This is a genomic window from Pseudomonas fluorescens (assembly GCF_004683905.1).
In the GTDB taxonomy this organism is placed as follows: Bacteria; Pseudomonadota; Gammaproteobacteria; order Pseudomonadales; family Pseudomonadaceae; genus Aquipseudomonas; species Aquipseudomonas putida_A.
Window position 1 is genome coordinate 2,097,102 of record NZ_CP038438.1, and the last position, 18,450, is coordinate 2,115,551.

At 64.1% G+C, this 18,450-nt stretch carries 2 protein-coding genes (1 of these 2 cut by a window edge); both read left to right on the top strand.

What is annotated here, in order from left to right; all coding sequences use genetic code 11:
• Window positions 1–12,321, top strand: coding sequence for a non-ribosomal peptide synthetase (locus E4T63_RS09560; RefSeq protein ID WP_135295328.1), 12,321 nt, complete (start codon window positions 1–3; stop codon window positions 12,319–12,321).
• Window positions 12,321–18,450: the beginning of a non-ribosomal peptide synthase/polyketide synthase gene (locus E4T63_RS09565; protein WP_135295329.1), read on the top strand. The gene runs 8,867 nt beyond the window's last position; the window shows 6,130 of its 14,997 coding nt (coding positions 1–6,130); the start codon lies at window positions 12,321–12,323; the stop codon falls past the right edge of the window. The genes E4T63_RS09560 and E4T63_RS09565 overlap by 1 nt, the downstream gene beginning before the upstream one ends.

The window sequence follows — 18,450 nt, forward strand, 5'->3', positions numbered from 1 at the left end:
ATGAATGCTGAAGACTCCTTGAAACTTGCTCGCCGGTTTATCGGGTTGCCCCTGGAAAAGCGCCAGATGTTCCTCGCGGCCCTGCACAAGGAGGGCGTGGATTTCGCGCGGTTCCCGATACCCGCCGGCATCGCAGCCGAGGATCGTCAGGCGCTGTCTTACGCGCAGCGACGCATGTGGTTCCTCTGGCAACTCGATCCGCAGAGCGGCGCCTACAACCTGCCCGGTGCGGTGCGACTCAATGGTCGACTGAATCAGTCGGCGCTGGAGCAAGCTTTCGCCAGTCTGGTGGAGCGCCACGAAACCCTGCGTACGGTGTTCCAGCGCCAGGCCGATGACAGCCTGCTGCAAGTGCCAGCCACCGCGCCGCTGCTGATTAACCGGGAAGACTTCAGCGCACTGCCGGCCGGTGAGCGCGAGCAGGCGGTGATCCGTGCCGCCGAACAGCAGTCGGTGTTGCCATTTGATCTGGCGGTCGGCCCCTTGCTGCGGGTGACCTTGCTCAAGCTTGCCGAGCAGGAACACGTGCTGCTGCTGACCCTGCACCACATCGTGTCCGATGGCTGGTCGATGAACGTGTTGATCGACGAATTCATCCGTTGCTACGACGCGTTCGACGCCGGTCAGACGCCGCAATTGCCGCCATTGCCGATCCAGTACAGCGACTATTCGCTGTGGCAACGCCGCTGGCTGGAGGCCGGTGAGCAGGCGCGCCAGCTCGACTATTGGCAGGCGCAACTGGGCGACGAACACCCGGTGCTGGAGCTGCCACTGGATCATTCGCGCCCGGCGATGCCGAGCTATCGCGGCACTCGTTACGAGTTTGCGGTCGACGGCCAACTCGCCGAGCAACTGCGCAGCACTGCGCAACAGCATCAGGTCACCGTGTTCATGTTCCTGCTCGGCGCTTTCAATGCGCTGCTGCACCGTTACACCGGGCAGACCGACCTGCGGGTCGGCGTGCCGATCGCCAACCGCAATCGCGGCGAGATCGAGGGGCTGATCGGCTTCTTCGTCAATACCCAGGTGCTGCGCACGCAACTGCACGGTCAGACCCGGGTCGACGAACTGTTGCGGGCGGTCAAGGAAACCGCGCTCGGTGCCCAGGCGCATCAGGATCTGCCGTTCGAGCAACTGGTCGAAGCGCTGAAGCTGGAACGCAGCCTCAGCCACACGCCACTGTTCCAGGTGATGTACAACCATCAGCCGCACGTCGCCGATATCGCCACCATCAGCACCGCATCCGGCCTGCAACTCGACAGCCTCGACTGGCAGAGCCGCACCACCCAGTTCGACCTGACGCTGGACACCTGGGAGAAGGGCGGCAAGCTCCACGCCGCACTGACCTACGCCAGCGACCTGTTCGATGCACCGACCATCGAACGCATGGCGCGGCACTGGCTGCGCTTGTTGACGGCGATGGTCGCTGATCCGTCGCAGCGCATCGGTGAGTTGCCGCTGCTGGAGGCTGACGAGCAGCGCACCCTGGTGCACGACTGGAACAACGTCCACGCGCAGTACCCGAGCGACACGCCGATTCATCAGTTGATCGAAGCACAGGTCGCGCGTACGCCGCAGGCACCGGCACTGGTGTTCGGCGAACAGACCCTGAGTTACGCCGAACTGGATGCCCGGGCCAATCGCCTGGCGCATCTGCTGCGCGAACAAGGTGTGCAGGCGGACAGTCTGGTTGGCGTGTGCGCTCTGCGTTCGGTGGAAATGGTCGTCGCGCTGCTGGCGATTCTCAAGGCCGGCGGCGCCTACGTGCCGCTGGATCCGGAGTACCCGCAGGAGCGTCTGGCCTACATGATCGAGGACAGCGGCATCACTTTGCTGTTGACGCAACAGGCGCTGCTGGCAGCGCTGCCGACTGACGGCGTAAACGTCATCACCCTGGATCAGCCGGGGCTGCTCGACCGTTACAGCGATAGCCGTCCGGAGGTCAGCGTCGATCCGCTGAACCTGGCGTATGTGATTTACACCTCGGGTTCCACCGGCAAACCGAAGGGCGCTGGCAACAGCCACGCGGCGCTGGTCAACCGTTTGTGCTGGATGCAGGAAGCCTATGCGCTGGATGCCAGTGATTCGGTGCTGCAGAAAACCCCGTTCAGTTTCGACGTATCGGTGTGGGAGTTCTTCTGGCCGCTGCTGACCGGCGCACGGCTGGTGGTGGCCGCGCCGGGCGCGCACCGTGATCCGCTGCAATTGATCGATAGCATCAACCGCCACGGCATCAGCACGCTGCACTTTGTGCCGTCGATGTTGCAGGCGTTCATTCACGAGGCCGGCGTGGAAAGCTGCAGCGGACTCAAGCGGATTGTCTGCAGCGGTGAAGCGTTGCCGCTGGATGCGCAACTGCAGGTTTTCGCCAAGCTGCCGAACGCTAGCCTCTACAACTTGTATGGCCCGACCGAAGCGGCCATCGACGTCACCCACTGGACCTGTGTCGATGAAGGCGCGGACAGCGTGCCGATCGGTCGGCCGATCGCCAACCTGCGCACCCATGTCCTCGATGCCGAATTGCTGCCGGTGCCGAGCGGTATCGCCGGTGAACTGTATCTGGGCGGCGCCGGGCTGGCGCGCAGTTATCACCAGCGTCCGGCGCTGACGGCCGAACGTTTTGTGCCGTGCCCGTTCCATGACGGCGCGCGCCTGTACCGCACCGGTGACCGTGTGCGGCAGCGTGCCGACGGCGTGATCGAATACCTCGGGCGTCTCGACCATCAGGTTAAGTTGCGCGGTTTGCGCATCGAGTTGGGCGAAATCGAGACCCGCCTTATGCAGCACTCGCTGATACGTGAGGCGGTGGTGCTGGTGCAGGGCGGCAAGCATCTGGTGGCTTATCTGGTGCTGGAAAACCCGCAGGCAGACGAGCAGTGGCAACAAGAGGTCAAGGCGTGGCTGCTCGGCAGTCTGCCGGAGTTCATGGTGCCGACCTACCTGATCACCCTCGACAAATTGCCGGTCACCGCCAACGGCAAGCTCGACCGCAAGGCCTTGCCACAACCGGATGCCGCGCCGCAACAGGCATTCGTGGCGCCACAGGACGCCATGCAAAAAGCCCTCGCGGCGATCTGGGAAGCTGTGCTCGGCCTCGACCGCGTCGGCCTCGAAGACAACTTCTTCGAGCTGGGCGGCGATTCGATCATCTCGATTCAAGTGGTCAGCCGTGCGCGACAGGCCGGGATCCGCATCAGCCCGCGTGACCTGTTCCAGTACCAGACGGTGCGCAGTCTGGCGCTGGTCGCGAGCCACGATCATCTGTCTTCGGTGGATCAGGGGCCGGTGACGGGCGACGCCGTGCTCGGGCCGATCCAGCAGGATTTTTTCAGCCGCGCGATGCCGGTGCGCGAGCACTGGAACCAGTCGTTGCTGCTGACCCCGCGTGAGGCATTGAACGCGCAATGGCTCGATGCGGCGCTGACGCACCTGATCAATCACCACGACGCCTTGCGCCTGCGTTTTGTCGAAAGCACCGAAGGCTGGCAGCAAAGCCACGGCCCGCTGCTGAGCAGCGCTGAGCTGTGGCAACGCGATGCCGAATCTGCCGAACAGTTGCAGGCGCTATGCAACGAAGCGCAGCGCAGCCTCGACCTGCAAAACGGCCCGCTGCTGCGCGCGTTGCTGGTGACGATGGCCGACGGCTCGCAACGACTGGCACTGATCATTCATCACCTCGCAGTCGATGGCGTTTCCTGGCGGGTGCTGCTGGAAGATCTGCAGCAGGCTTACGAGCAACGGGCGGCGGGTGGCGGCATTCAGTTGCCGGCCAAGACCAGCGCGTTCCAGGGCTGGACCGCGCGTCTGGCGCAGGAAGCGTCGCGCTTCGATGAGCAATTGGGTTATTGGAAAGCCCAGCATCAGGGTGCCAGGGATCTGCCTTGCGAACGCCCGGATGGCAGCCTGCACAACCTGCATGGCGAGAAAATCGAATGGCGCCTCGACGCCGAGCGCACCCGCCAGTTGCTGCAACAGGCGCCCGCCGCCTATCGCACCCAAGTCAACGATCTGTTGCTCACCGCACTGGCGCGCACCATCAGTCGCTGGAGCCAGCAGCCGGGCACGCTGATCGAACTGGAAGGCCATGGCCGCGAAGACCTGTTCGATGACATTGACCTGACCCGCACCGTGGGCTGGTTCACCAGTCTGTTCGCGGTCAACCTGACCGCCAGCGCTGATCTCGACGGCTCGATCAAGGCGATCAAGGAGCAACTGCGCGCGGTGCCGGACAAAGGTCTGGGTTACGGCGTTCTACGGCATCTGGCCGCGCCGTCGGTGCGCGCCGAACTGGCCGCGCTGCCGCAACCGCGCATCACCTTCAACTACCTCGGTCAGTTCGACCGCCAGTTCGACGAGACGGCGCTGTTCGTGCCGGCTGTTGAAACCAGCGGCGTGGCGCAGGATCCTTCGGCGCCTCTGGGCAACTGGCTGACCCTGGAAGGTCAGGTGTATGGCGGCGAACTGTCGATGAGCTGGGGCTTCAGCCGCGAGATGTTCGACAGCGCCACGGTGCAGCAACTGGTCGATCAATACGCCAGCGAATTGCAGGCGCTGATCGAACACTGCTGCACGCTACCCATTGCGCAAGCGACGCCTTCGGACTTTCCGCTGGCTCGGGTGACTCAGGCGCAACTGGATGCGCTGCCGGTGCCGGCCGGTCAGCTCGATGATGTCTACCCACTGTCGCCGATGCAGCAGGGTTTGCTGTTCCACACCCTCTACGAGCAAGCGGCGGGGGAATACATCAACCAGTTGCGCGTGGATGTGCAAGGTCTTGACCCTGAGCGCTTCCGCGCCGCATGGCAGGCTACCGTCGATGCGCAGGACATTCTGCGCAGCGGTTTCGTCTGGCAAGGCGAACTGGCGCAACCGCTGCAGATCGTCCATAAGCAGGTGCAGTTGCCGTTCAGCATTCTCGATTGGCGCCAGCGCGACGATCAGCCGGCAGCCCTTGCGGCGCTGGCCGATGCCGAACGTCAGCAAGGATTCGATCTGAGCCATGCACCGTTGCTGCGTCTGGTGCTGGTGCAGACCGCTGCCGAGCAATGGCACCTGATCTACACCCATCACCACATCCTGATGGATGGCTGGAGCAACTCGCAGTTGCTCGGCGAAGTGTTGCAGCGCTACAGCGGTCGCACCCCGGCCCATGGCGGCGGACGGTATCGCGATTACATCGCCTGGCTGCAGCGTCAGGACGCGCAACTGAGTCAGGACTTCTGGAGCGCTCAGTTGGCCACGCTGCAAGAGCCGACCCGACTGGCCCGCGCCGCTACCGGCGGCGAGCGCGCCAGCGGCCATGGTGACCATTACCTGACGCTGGACGTGCCGCGCACTCAGGCGCTGGAAGCGTTTGCCCGCCAGCAGAAAGTCACCGTCAACACCCTGGTGCAAGCCGCGTGGCTGCTGTTGCTGCAGCGCTACACCGGTCATGAGGAGGTGGCGTTCGGTGCGACCGTGGCCGGGCGTCCGGCGGATTTGCCGGGCATCGAGCAACAGGTCGGCCTGTTCATCAACACCCTGCCGGTGATCGGCGCGCCGCGTCCAGACCAAAGCGTTGGCCAATGGCTGCAAGCGGTGCAGGCGCAAAACCTCAGCCTGCGCGACTTCGAACACACGCCGCTGGCGGACATCCAGCGCTGGGCCGGGCAGGGCGGGGAAGCGCTGTTCGACAACATTCTGGTGTTCGAAAACTACCCGGTCGCCCAGGCGCTGAGCCAGGCCGGGCAAGGCCTGACATTCGGTGATGTCGGCAACCTTGAGCAGACCCACTACGCCCTGAGCGTGGCGGTCACCCTCGGTCAGCAACTGGCGCTGCACTACAGCTTCGACCGCAGCCAGTTTGCCGGTGAGGTGATCGAAGGCATCAGTGCCCATCTGCTGCAATTGCTTGAGCAGTTTGCCGTGTCGGCCGAGCGCAACCTTGGCGAAATCGCTCTGGCCAGCGCGCAAGAGCATGCCCGCCAACAAGCCGAAAACCAGCCGCAGCCGTACCCGCTGGACATCGCTGTGCATCAGCGCATTGCCACGCTGGCGGTCGAGCGTCCGCAGCGCACCGCGGTGATCTTCAACGGTCAGCACTTCAGTTATGGCGAGATCGAGCAGCGTGCCAATCAACTGGCTCACGCGCTGATCGCCCGTGGTGTCGGCGCCGAGACCCGGGTCGGCGTGGCCCTGCCACGCAGCGAGGCGGTGATCGTCGCGCTGCTGGCGGTGCTCAAGGCCGGCGGTGCCTATGTGCCGCTGGACACCAGTTATCCGCGTGAACGCCTGGCCTATCTGATCGAAGATTCGGGGCTGGCGCTGCTTATCAGCGATTCGTCGGTGTCGGCGCAGTTGCCGGTCGGCGAGTCGGTGCCATTGCTGGAGCTGGATCGTCTCGACCTGCGCCAGTTGCCGATCACGGCGCCACAGGTGCCAGTCGATCCGCACAACCTCGCGTACGTGATCTACACCTCCGGTTCCACCGGTAATCCGAAAGGCGTCAGCGTTGCCCATGGCCCACTGGCGATGCATTGCCAGGCCATCGGTCAGCGCTACGAAATGCGCGACAGCGACTGCGAATTCCACTTCATGTCGTTCGCCTTCGACGGCGCCCACGAGCGCTGGCTCACCAGCCTGACCCACGGTGCTTCGCTGCTGATCCGCGACGACACGCTGTGGACGCCGGAGCAGACCTACAACGCGATGATCGAACACGGCGTGAGCGTGGTTGCGTTCCCGCCGGTGTACCTGCAACAACTGGCCGAACACGCCGAGCGTGTCGGCAACCCGCCGAAGGTGCGGATCTATTGCTTCGGCGGCGATGCGGTGCCAAACGCCAGTTTCGAGCGGGTCAAGCGCGCCCTCGATCCGGACTACATCATCAACGGCTACGGCCCGACCGAAACCGTGGTCACGCCGTTGATCTGGAAGGCTGGCCGTGAAGAGCCGTGCGGCGCCGCTTACGCACCAATCGGCAGCCGGATCGGCGACCGCAGCGCCTATGTGCTCGACGCCGATCTGAACCTGTTGCCACAAGGTATGGCCGGCGAGCTGTACCTTGGTGGTACCGGGTTGGCGCGGGGTTATCTGAACCGTCCGGGGCTGACCGCCGAGCGTTTTGTCGCCGACCCGTTCAGCGCAAATGGCGGCTTGCTGTATCGCACCGGTGACCTGGTGCGCCAGCGCGTCGACGGCACCTTTGACTATCTGGATCGCATCGACAATCAGGTGAAGATTCGTGGGTTCCGTATCGAACTGGGCGAAGTCGAAGCGGCGCTGCAAGCCCTCGACGGCGTGCGTGAAGCGGTGGTCGTGGCGCAGGAAGGTAGTGCCGGCAGTGGCAAGCGTCTGGTGGCCTACGTGGTCGGCGATTCGGCCCATGCCGACTTCACCGAAGACCTGCGCGCGCAGCTCAAGGCCAGCCTGCCGGCGCACATGGTGCCGGCGTATGTCCTGCGTCTTGAGCGCATGCCGCTGACGCCGAACGGCAAGCTCGATCGCAAGAACCTGCCAAAACCGGATGTCAGCCAACTGCAACAGGCCTACCTCGCGCCACAGACGGCGCTGGAGCAACAACTGGCGGCGATCTGGCAAGACGTGCTCAAGCTTGAGCAAGTGGGTGTCAGCGACAACTTCTTCGAACTGGGCGGCGACTCGATCATCTCGATTCAAGTGGTCAGCCGGGCGCGGCAGGCCGGGATTCGCTTCAGCCCCAAAGACCTGTTCCAGCACCAGACCATTCAGGCCCTCGCTACAGTCGCGCAGACCGGCGAAGCCGTGCAGCCCATCGATCAGCATGCGCAAACCGGCGAAACCGCGCTGCTGCCGATTCATCAGGCATTTTTTGCCGAGGCGATTCCCGACCGTCACCACTGGAACCAGTCGGTGATGCTCAAGCCGACTCAGGCACTGGACGCTCAGGTACTGGAGCAAGCGCTGGATGCGTTGGTGGTGCAGCACGACAGTTTGCGTCTGGACTTTGTCGAGCAGGCCGCTGGCTGGTCGGCGTGCTACCGCGACGTCGCCACGCAAGCGGGGGAAACCATTCTCTGGCAAGTCGAGGTCGCTGATCTCGCCGCCCTTGAGGCACTGGGCGACAAGGCCCAGCGCAGTCTGCAACTGAGCGGCGGTTCGCTGATCCGCGCGGTGCTGGCGAACCTGGCTGATGGCAGTCAGCGCCTGCTGCTGATCGTCCATCACCTGGTGGTCGATGGCGTGTCGTGGCGGATTCTGTTTGAAGACCTGCAAAACGCTTATCGCCAGCTCCTCGCAGGTAAGCCTGTGCAATTGCCGGCGAAAACCAGCGCAGTCAAAGCTTGGGCGGCAGCGTTGCAGGACTACGCCCAAACCCCGGCGTTGCAGGCCGAGCTGGGCTTCTGGCAGCAGCAGTTGCAGGGCGCTTCGGCGGCTTTGCCTTACGACCATCCGAACGGTGGGCAGCAACACGATCAGGCGCTGATCCTGCGCAGCAAACTCGATCAGACCCTGACCCGTCAGCTGTTGCAGGAAGCTCCGGCGGCTTATCGCACCCAGGTCAACGACCTGTTGCTGACCGCGCTGGCGCGGGTGCTGGTGCGCTGGACCGGGGACGACAATGCGCTGGTATTGCTTGAGGGCCATGGTCGCGAAGACCTGTTCGAACACATCGATCTGACCCGCACCGTGGGCTGGTTCACCAGCGTATTCCCGGCACGCCTGGCACCGGCCGCCGAACTAGGCGCGTCGCTCAAGCAGATCAAGGAACAGCTGCGGGCGATCCCCCACAAAGGCATCGGCTTCGGCGCACTCGCGCACCTTGGTGATGAATCGGCGCGTGCCACCCTGCAAGCCTTGCCGGCGCCGCGCCTGACCTTCAACTACCTCGGCCAGTTCGACGGCAGCTTCGACGCTGCCAGCGATGCCCTGTTCGTGCCGACCAGCGAGTCCGGCGGCGCAGAGGTCAATCTGCAAGGGCCGCTGGGCAATCCGCTGGCGCTCAACAGCAAGGTGTTCGGCGGTGAGCTGGACCTGAGCTGGACCTACAGCGGCGCGATGTTCGACACCGCCACCATCCAGCGTCTGGCCGACGACTATGTGCAGGAGCTGACCGCGCTGATCGGCCACTGCTGCGACACTGGCAACCGTGGCGTGACGCCGTCGGACTTCCCGCTGGCGCAACTGTCGCAAGCGCAACTGGATGCGCTGGTGCTGGAGCCGCAAGGCATCGACGACATCTATCCGCTGTCGCCGATGCAGCAGGGCATGCTGTTCCACACCTTGCTCGAACACGGCAATGGCGACTACATCAACCAGATGCGCCTGGACGTCGACGGTGTCGATCCGCAACGCTTCCGCGCGGCGTGGCAGGCGGCGGTGGATGCGCATGACATCCTGCGCAGCGGTTTCTTCTGGCAAGGCGATCTGCCGCAACCGGTGCAAGTGGTGCAGCGTCAGGTCGAGGTGCCGTTCAGCGTGCTCGACTGGCATGGCAGGACTGATCTGGAGGCAGCGCTGCAAACCCTCGCCGATGAGGAGCGCGCCCTGGGTCTGGACCTGAGCTGTGCGCCGCTGATGCGCCTGGTGCTGGTGCGCACTGCAGCCGAGCGTTATCACCTGATCTACACCAACCATCACATCCTGATGGACGGCTGGAGCAGCGCGCAGTTGCTCGGCGAAGTGTTGCAGCACTACAGCGGCGAAGCGGTCGCCCGTGGCGCGGGTCGCTACCGCGATTACATCGCCTGGCTGCAACGTCAGGATGGCGCGGCGGCGCAAGCCTACTGGTTGGCGACGCTGGGCAATCTGCAGGAACCGACGCGCCTGGCCAATGCCATCGCGCGGCCGCAGGCCGGTTTGCCGAGCGTGGGTTACGGCGATCATTACCAGGTGCTGGACGCTGAGCTGAGCCAGCGCCTGGGCGAGTTTGCCCGGGCCGCGAAAGTCACCGTCAACACCGTGGTGCAAGCGGCGTGGCTGCTGCTGTTGCAGCGCTACACCGGCAAGGATTGCGTGGCGTTCGGCGCCACCGTCGCCGGGCGCCCGGCGGAGCTGCCGGGGGCCGAAGCGCAGATCGGCCTGTTCATCAACACGCTGCCGGTGATCGCCGCGCCGCCCGCGCAGCAGAGCGTGATCGCCTGGCTGCAAGCGGTGCAGGCGCAGAACCTCGCCTCGCGCGAGTTCGAACACACGCCGCTGGCGGACATTCAGCGCTGGGCCGGGCAGGGCGGTGACGCGCTGTTCGACAGCCTGATGGTGTTCGAGAACTACCCGATCGGCGAAGCACTGGAGCGCGGTGCGCCGCAAGGTCTGCGCTTCGGCGCGGTGGCCAATCAGGAGCAGACCAACTATCCACTGACCCTGCTGGTGAACATGGGCGCGCAACTGTCGGTGCATTTCAGTTATCAGCGCGACAGCTTCGCGGCGGCCAGCGTGGCGCAGTTGGGCGCGCATCTGCAGCGTCTGCTGAGCCAGATGGCGGATGGCGGGGAACGTTCGCTCAGTGAACTGAACCTGATTGAACACGGCCCGCAAGTGAACAGCGATTTCGTTACCGAGCAGTGCATCCATCAAGCCATCGCCAATCAGGTGGCGGCGACCCCGGATGCCTTGGCGGTGACCTTCGCCCATAAGCAACTGAGCTACGCCGAACTGGATGCCCACGCCAACCGTCTGGCGCATAAATTGGTAGAACTGGGCGTCGGCCCGGAAGTGCGCGTGGGCGTGGCGATGCCGCGTTCCGAGCAGTTGCTGATTGCCTTGCTCGCGGTGCTCAAGGCGGGTGGCGCTTACGTGCCGCTCGACCCGGACTATCCGGCGGATCGCGTGGCTTACATGCTCGAAGACAGCCGCGCGCGGGTGTTGCTCACCGAGCATGCAGTCGCGGCGACCCTGAGCGTGCCGGGCGATACGCAAGTGCTGCTGTTGGATCAGCTGTCGCTGAGCGGCTATCCGAGCAGCGCGCCGCAAACATCGGTCGCTCCGGACAACCTCGCCTACGTGATCTACACCTCCGGCTCCACCGGCAAACCGAAAGGCGTGGCGATTGCCCATCGCAACGTCATGGCGCTGATCGACTGGTCGGCCAAGGTCTATAGCCGCGACGACATTCAAGGCGTACTGGCCTCGACGTCGGTGTGCTTCGACCTGTCGGTGTGGGAACTGTTTGTCACCCTGGCCAACGGTGGTTCGCTGATCATCGCGCGTAATGCCTTGGAGCTGGCGCAACTGCCGGCCCGCGATCAGGTGGGCCTGATCAATACCGTGCCGTCGGCGATTGCCGCACTGCAGCGTGCGGGGCAGATTCCGCCGAGCGTGCGCATTATCAACCTCGCTGGCGAGCCGCTGAAACAAGCGCTGGTGGAGGCGTTGTATCAGCAGTCGACGGTCGAGCACGTCTACGACCTGTACGGCCCGTCGGAAGACACCACTTACTCGACCTGGACCCGCCGCAGTGCCGGTGGTCAGGCGCGGATTGGTCGTGCGCTCGATCACAGTGCCAGCCATCTGCTCGACGCCGATCTGCACGCGGTGCCGCAAGGCGTTTCGGCCGAGCTGTACCTGTCCGGCGCCGGCATCACGCGCGGTTATCTGGGACGTGCGGCGATGACCGCCGAGCGCTTCGTGCCGAATCCTTTCGTCGGCAGCGGCCAGCGCATGTACCGCACCGGCGACCTGATTCGAGAGCGCGAAGAGGGCGAGCTGGAGTACATGGGCCGGATCGACCATCAGGTGAAAATTCGTGGATTCCGCATCGAACTGGGGGAGATCGAGGCGCGATTGCTCGCGCAACCGGCAGTCAGCGAGGCGGCGGTGCTGGCCGTCGACAGCGACACCGGCGCGCAACTGGTGGCGTATGTGGTCGCCCCGCAACTGGAGATGCACGACGGCGACGCGCAGCGGCAACTGCGCGAGGGACTAAAGACTGGCCTCAAGTCTTCGTTACCTGACTACATGATTCCCGCGCACCTGCTGTTCCTTGAGCAGTTGCCACTGACCCCCAACGGCAAACTCGACCGCAAGGCCCTGCCGGCGGTCGATGCCAGCCAGATGCAGGCCGCGTATGTCGCGCCGCACAGTGAGCTTGAGCAGCAGGTCGCGGCGATCTGGCAGCAAGTGCTCGAAGTGCAACGCATCGGTCTGAACGATCACTTCTTCGAACTCGGCGGGCACTCGCTGCTGGCGGTCAACGTGGTGTCGCGCATGGCCCTTGAACTGGGCCTGACGCTGACCCCGCAACTGTTATTCCAGCACCCCGTCCTGAGCGATTTTGTCGCTCGACTCGATACAGGAGGCGGGGCAATCAACGAACAGAAACTGAGCAAGCTGGAAGCCCTGCTTGACGATATGGAGGAAGTCTGATGGACAAGAGTGTTGCTTTGAGGGTAGCCAAGCGCTTTATCACTCTGCCGCTGGACAAACGTAAGCTGTACCTGGAAAAGATGCTCGAAGAGGACGTCTCTCCGGCCAACCTGCCGATCCCGGAAACACGTTCCGGGTTTGCGGCGATTCCTCTGTCGTACGCTCAGGAACGTCAACTGTTCCTCTGGCAAATGGACCCGCACAGCACCGCGTATCACATCCCCAGCGCCCTGCGCCTCAAGGGGCGGCTGGATGTGGCGGCGCTGGAGCGCAGCTTTAACGCGGTGGCGGCGCGTCACGAAAGCCTGCGCACCACTTTCGCCGAGCAGGGTGAAAGCTTTTGCCAGGTAATTCATCCGCAGCTGCCGCTGAGCATCAGCCTGGCGGCATTGCCGGAGGGCCTCGACGCCGCCGGAGAAGACGCGGCGATCAAGGCCTTCGTCGAGAGCGAAACCGCACGCCCGTTCAATTTGCAGCAGGGCCCGCTGCTGCGGGTGGCACTGCTGAAAGTGGCGGAAGACGATCATGTACTGGTGCTGATCCAGCACCACATCATCGCCGATGGCTGGTCGATCAAAGTCCTGGTCAACGAGCTGATCCAGCATTACGCCGCCGACACCGCCGGGCAGCCGCTGAGCCTGCCAGAACTGGAAATACAGTACGCCGACTACGCGATCTGGCAGCGGCACTGGCTGGAAGCGGGCGAGCGTGAACGCCAGTTGGCCTACTGGGTCAAGACCCTGGGCGGCGAGCAGCCGGTGCTGGAGCTGCCGATCGATTTCCCGCGTCCGGCCGTGCAAAGCCTGCGCGGTGCGCGGCTGGAACTGAACCTGCCGGCTGACCTCGGTGACGCCCTCAAACAGCTGGCGCAGCGCGAAGGTGCGAGCCTGTTCATGCTGCTGCTGGCGTCGTTCCAGGCGTTGTTGCATCGCTACAGCGGACAGGCGCAGATTCGCGTCGGGGTGCCGACCGCCAACCGCAACCGGGTTGAGACCGAAGGCCTGATCGGCTTCTTCGTCAACACGCAGGTGCTGAATGCCGAGGTCAGCGGGCAGTTGCCGTTCAACCAGTTGCTGGCTCAGGTCAAGCAGGCGGCGATGGATGCGCAGGCGCATCAGGATCTGCCGTTCGAGCAACTGATCGAAGCCCTGCAACCGGAGCGCAGCCTGAGCCACAGTCCGGTGTTCCAGGTGATGTTCAACCACCAGACCAGCCGTGATCAGGGGCGCAACGCGGCGCAGTTGCCGCAGCTGAGTGTCGAGGATGTGCAGTGGGAAGGGCGCACCGCGCAGTTCGATCTGACGCTGAATACCTACGAGTCCAGCGACGGCTTTGCCGCCGAGCTGACCTACGCCACTGATCTGTTCAAAGCTGAAACCGTCGAGCGTCTGGCACGTCATTGGCAGAACCTGCTGCGTGGCATCGTCGCCGCACCGAGCCAGCGCGTCGGCGAATTGCCGTTGCTGGACAGCGCCGAGCACGGCGTGCTGTTGCAGGACTGGTTGCGCAGCGCCGACCGCACCGCGCAAGCCGAATGCGTGCAGCAGGATTTCTCCCGGCGTGCCCAGCAAACGCCGCAGGCCACTGCACTGATCATCGGCGAAGACGTGCTGAGCTACGGCGAGCTGGATGCCCGCTCCAGTCAACTGGCGCACAAGCTGATCGAGGCCGGTGTCGGCCCGGATCAACTGGTCGGCATCGCCGTCGAGCGCAGCGTGGAAATGATCGTCGGCCTGCTGGCGATCCTCAAGGCTGGCGGTGCTTATGTGCCGCTGGACCCGGCGTATCCGCAGGATCGTCTGGCCTACATGATCGAGGACAGCGGCCTGCAATTGCTGCTGACCCAAAGCCATTTGCAGACGCAGCTGCCGATCCCGCCGGGCGTGCAAGCGCTGTTGCTGGATCAACCACACGAGTGGCTGGCGGCTTATCCACAGACCGCGCCGGACGTGGCAGTCAATGGCGAGCATCTGGCCTACACGATCTACACCTCCGGGTCCACCGGCAAACCGAAAGGCGTGATGGTGCGCCACGCGGCGCTGAGCAACTTTGTCGCGAGCATGATCGAGCAGCCGGGCATCTGTGCCGCCGATCGCATGCTGTCGCTGACCACCTTTTCGTTCGATATTTTCGGCCTGGAAATCTACGGCCCATTGCTGGCCGGTGCCTGTGTGGTGCTGACCGGCAAGGATGTGCATCAAGACCCGCAAGCGGTGCTCGAACTGATCGAGCGTCACGCCGTGACGGCGCTGCAAGCCACGCCCTCGACCTGGCGCATGCTGCTGGACAATGAACAGGCGCCCATTCTGGCGGGCCGCACGTTCCTCTGCGGCGGTGAAGCGCTGTCGCAGGAACTGGCGCAACGCATGCTCGCACTGACGCCGAGCGTGTGGAACCTCTACGGCCCGACCGAAACCACTATCTGGTCGGCGCAGCACGCCTTGAGTGCGGACAGCAGCCGTCCATTCCTCGGCACACCGATCGACAACACCGCGTTGTACATCCTCGGCAGCGACCTTGAGCTCAATCCGCTCGGCGCCCCGGGGGAACTGCTGATCGGCGGCGACGGCCTCGCTCGTGGTTACTTCGAGCGCCCAGGCCTGACCGCCGAACGTTTTGTCCCGGATCCCTTTTCGAAAACCGGCGCGCGTCTGTACCGCACCGGTGACTTGACCCGTTACCGCGCCGAAGGCGTGATCGAGTACATCGGGCGGATCGACCATCAGGTGAAAATCCGTGGTTTCCGGATTGAACTCGGCGAGATCGAAGCGCGTTTGCTCGCCCTCGATAGCGTGCGCGAAACCGTGGTAGTCGCTCAGGACGGCCCGACCGGACCGCAACTGGTCGGCTATGTGGTGCCCACCGCCGACGCTTTTGATGAAGGCGAACTGCGCGCCGCATTGAAAGCCAGCCTCAAGGCCGAGCTGCCGGAATACATGGTGCCGGCGCACCTGTTGTTCCTCGCGCAACTGCCGCTGACGCCGAACGGCAAAGTCGACCGCAAAGCCTTGCCGGCACCTGACGCCAGCCAGCTGCAATCGACTTACATCGCCCCGCAAACCGCCACTCAGCACAGCGTTGCCGAAATCTGGCAGGCGGTGCTCAAGCTTGATCGCGTAGGCCTGAGTGACAACTTCTTCGAACTGGGCGGCCACTCGTTGCTGGTCACGCAAGTGGTCTCGCGCGTACGTCAGGCGCTGAACGTTCAAGTGCCGCTGCGCACGTTGTTCGAACACAGCACGCTGGAAGACTTTGTCGCCGCGCTGGGTGTCGATCAGGCGCATCGGGAGCCGCCGATTGTTGCCTTGCCACGCCAGCAACCGCTGGCGCTGTCCTATGCCCAGGAGCGTCAATGGTTCCTCTGGCAACTGGAACCGACCAGCACCGCTTATCACGTGCCGGCGGCGCTGCGTCTGCGCGGTGAGCTGGATCTGCCGGCGTTGCAGCGCAGCTTCGACGCGCTGATCGAGCGCCACGAATCGCTGCGCACCTGCTTCGTCGAGCAGCAGGGGCAGACCCTGCAAGTGATCCAGGCTCACGGCACGCTCGATCTGCAGGTGCAGGACGTGGCGGCGGATCTCGACGAGGCGGCGCTGCAAGCGCTGGTCGCCGCCGAAACCCTGCACCTGTTCAATCTGCAGCAAGGCCCGTTGCTGCGGGTCAAACTGCTGCGTCTGGCCGCCGATGACCACGCGCTGGTCATCACCTTGCATCACATCGTCTCCGATGGCTGGTCGATGAATGTCATGGTCGATGAGCTGGTGGCGTTGTATGCCGCCTACAGCCAGGGCCAGAGCGTGCAATTGCCGGTGCTGCCGGTGCAATACGCCGACTACGCCGTGTGGCAGAAACAGTGGATGGACGCCGGTGAACGCGAACGTCAGTTGAGCTACTGGACCGCACAACTCGGCGATGGCGATCAACCGCTGCTGGAGTTGCCGACCGACCGGCCGCGTCCAGCCGAGCAGAGCTATCGTGGCGCCCGTCGCGAGATCCCGCTGAGCCTCGAACTGGCCACCGCGCTCAAACACCTGGCGCAGCGCGAGAACGTCACGCTGTTTGCGCTGTTGCTGGCGTCGTTCCAGACCTTGCTGCATCGCTACAGCGGTCAGGCCGATATCCGCGTCGGGGTGCCGGTGGCCAACCGCAACCGGGTCGAGACCGAAGGCCTGATCGGTTTCTTCGTCAACACCCAGGTACTCAAGGCCGAGTTCGACAGTCAGCAGACGTTCCGCAGCCTGCTGCAGCAAGTGAAAAATACGGTGCTCGGCGCCCAGGCGCATCAGGATCTGCCGTTCGAGCAACTGGTCGACGCGCTGCAACCGGAGCGCAGCCTCAGCCACAGCCCATTGTTCCAGGTGATGCACAACCACCAGAGCCAGGTGCGCCAGGCGCAGGGCGCCACGCGGCTGCCGAACCTGGCAATTGAAGGCTTGCCTTGGGCGTCCAATACAGCGCAGTTCGACCTGACCCTGAACACCTTTGAATCGAGCGACAACGTCTGGGCCGAGCTGACCTACGCCACCGACCTGTTCGACGTCGAAACCATCGAACGTCTGGCGCAACACTGGACCCATCTGCTGCAAGGCATCGTTGCCGACAGCGCTCAGCGCATCGCCGAACTGCCGCTGCATGACGCTGCCGAACGCGCGGCGACCTTGCAGCAGTGGAACCCGGCCATCCGCGATTTCCCGAGCGAGCAGTGCCTGCATCAACGGATCCAACAACAAGCCGCCCGCGCCCCGCAAGCGATTGCCGTGAGCTGTGCCGGGCAGGCCTTGAGTTACTGCGAACTCAACAGCCGCGCCAACCAGTTGGCCCACAAGCTGATTGCCAGCGGTGTCGGCCCGGACGTGCGCGTCGGTCTGGCGGTGGAGCGCAGCCTCGACATGCTGGTCGGCCTGCTGGCGATTCTTAAGGCCGGCGGTGCCTATGTGCCGCTGGACCCGACGTATCCGGAGGAACGCCTGAGCTACATGATCGGCGACAGCGGCATCGGCCTGCTGTTGACGCAAAGTCATCTGCTCGCGCGTTTGCCCGTGCCAGACTCGGTGCGCAGCCTGATGCTCGATCAGGATCGCGAAGACCTCGAAGGTTACAGCGACAGCAATCCGCAAGTGCGCATGAGCGCCGACAACCTCGCATACGTGATCTACACGTCGGGTTCGACCGGTCAGCCAAAGGGCACCTTGCTCGCGCACCGCAACGTGCTGCGCCTGTTCGAGGCCACTGATGCGTGGTTCGATTTCGGCGCCACGGATGTCTGGAGCCTGTTCCATTCCTACGCCTTCGATTTCTCGGTGTGGGAGATTTTCGGGGCGCTGCTGTATGGCGGCAAACTGCTGGTGGTGCCTTACGAGGTCAGCCGCTCGCCGGAAGATTTCTTCGCCTTGCTCTGCCGCGAAGGCGTCACCGTGCTCAACCAGACGCCCTCGGCGTTCAAGCAACTGATGCAAGTGGCCTGCGCCCCGGAGCACGCGGCGCAAGCATTGGCGCTGCGTTACGTGGTGTTCGGCGGCGAGGCGCTGGAGGTCAAAAGCCTGCGTCCATGGTTCGAGCGTTTCGGCGATCAGGCACCGCAACTGATCAACATGTACGGCATCACCGAAACCACCGTGCACGTGACCTACCGGCCGATTTCGCTGGCCGACTTGCAGCGTGACGCCAGCAGCCCGATCGGCGAACCGATTCTCGATCTGTCCTGGTACTTGCTCGACGGAGATCTGAACCCGGTCGCCAAAGGCTGCATCGGTGAGCTGTACGTCGGTCGTGCCGGCTTGGCTCGTGGTTACCTGAACCGTGCGGATCTGACCAGCCTGCGCTTCATTCCCGACCCGTTCGCCGCCGATGGCGGGCGTCTGTACCGTACCGGTGACCTGGCGCGCTACCGCGCCGACGGCGTGATCGAATACATCGGGCGGATCGACCATCAGGTGAAGATTCGCGGTTTCCGTATCGAACTTGGCGAGATCGAAGCGCAACTGCTGGAACAGGCTGCCGTGCGCCAGGCCGTGGTGCTGGCGCAGCCGGGCCTCAGCGGTCAGCAACTGGTGGCGTATCTGGTGCCAGGCGACGCCGCGCTGCTCGACGCAAGCCCGGCCGAACAGGCGCTGTGGCGCGACAGCGTGC